We start from the raw sequence: 1,215 nt of genomic DNA on the forward strand, positions 1-1,215 counted from the left end.
GTGACCACGGTGACGTCGTCGACGAATCCGAAATTCTTCAACTGATCGATATAGATCTTGGTCTGCGCGTTGGGCGAGACGATGGCGCCGCCCTCGAAGGTGTTGAAGACCTTGGTCGCATGAAAGCTCAACACCGACAGGTCGCCATACTTGAGCAGGTTGTGCTTGTCCGCTGGCAGCCGCACGCCGAATGCATGGGCAGCGTCGTAGATGACCCTGAGGCCATGCCGGCGTGCGATGTCTTCGATTGCTTCGACGTCGCACGGGTGGCCGTAGCAGTGAATGGCCATGATGGCGGAGGTCGACGGCGTGATTGCGGCTTCGATGCGCGCCGGATCGATATTCAGTGTGACCGGGTCGATGTCGACGAATTTCGGGGTAATGCGATTCCACAGCAGGGCATGTGCCGTAGCGACGAACGAATACGGACTGGTGATGACCTCGCCCCGGATGTCGAGAGCCTGCAGCGCCGTGACCAGGCCTATCGTGCAGTTGGTGAACACCGAGATGTGCTCGACACCGAGATACTCGGCCAGCGCGGTCTCGAAGCGCTGATGGAAAGGGCCGCCGTTGGTCAGCACTTTGCTGTCCCACATCTCGCGCAGCGAAGGCAGCAGGTCTTCGAGCGGCGGCAGCACTGGCTGCGTCACGAGAATAGGTTCGTCCGCGCCCGCCAAGGGGGCCGCAGCATTCAGTGAGGAGGAGTTGTTAGTTCGCACGGCAATGCAGGAGTGCCCAATGGCCTTTGCGCCGCCGGTCGTTGCTGCGTACCGCGAAGGGGGTGACTTGAAAAAGCGCCAACCCGCTGCGCGCGAGCAACGCCCGGTATTCGTCCTCGCTGCGCTCCAGCCCTCCCGTCAGCAACAGCATCGAATAGTCGTTGGCCACTGTGGAGGGCGAGTCGAGTACCGACATCGGCATGGTTTCCTCGACAAGGATCAGTTCGCCGTCGGGGCCCATCGCCTGAGCGCAATGTCGCAGGATGATCTGCGCTTGATCGTCGTTCCAGTCGTGGATGATGTTCGAGAGGATGTACAGGTCGGCGCCCGTTGGGTAGTGGCCAGCGAACAAGTCACCCTCGACGAGGGCCATGCGCGCGCCGAGCGGTGAATCGACCAGGCGCTGGCGTGCCTCGGCGATCACGCCGGGCAGGTCGAAGATCGTGCCTGTGCTGCGCGGCGCGCTCGCCAGGATCGATGACAGCAGCGCGCCGTT

The 1,215-nt window shown here is 62.3% G+C and carries 2 protein-coding genes; both read right to left on the reverse strand.

Features of this window, described 5'->3' with window-relative positions; all coding sequences use genetic code 11:
* Positions 1-650: DegT/DnrJ/EryC1/StrS family aminotransferase (locus ACSFA3_RS24325; protein ID WP_435507946.1), on the reverse strand; the 650-nt coding region annotated here is incomplete at its 3' end.
* A gap of 58 nt (positions 651-708) precedes the next feature.
* On the reverse strand, positions 709-1,215 hold a 507-nt coding region (locus ACSFA3_RS24330), incomplete at its 5' end, for a methyltransferase (protein ID WP_435507947.1).

This window comes from Variovorax glucosi (assembly GCF_051216695.1).
Lineage (GTDB): Bacteria > Pseudomonadota > Gammaproteobacteria > Burkholderiales > Burkholderiaceae_C > Variovorax.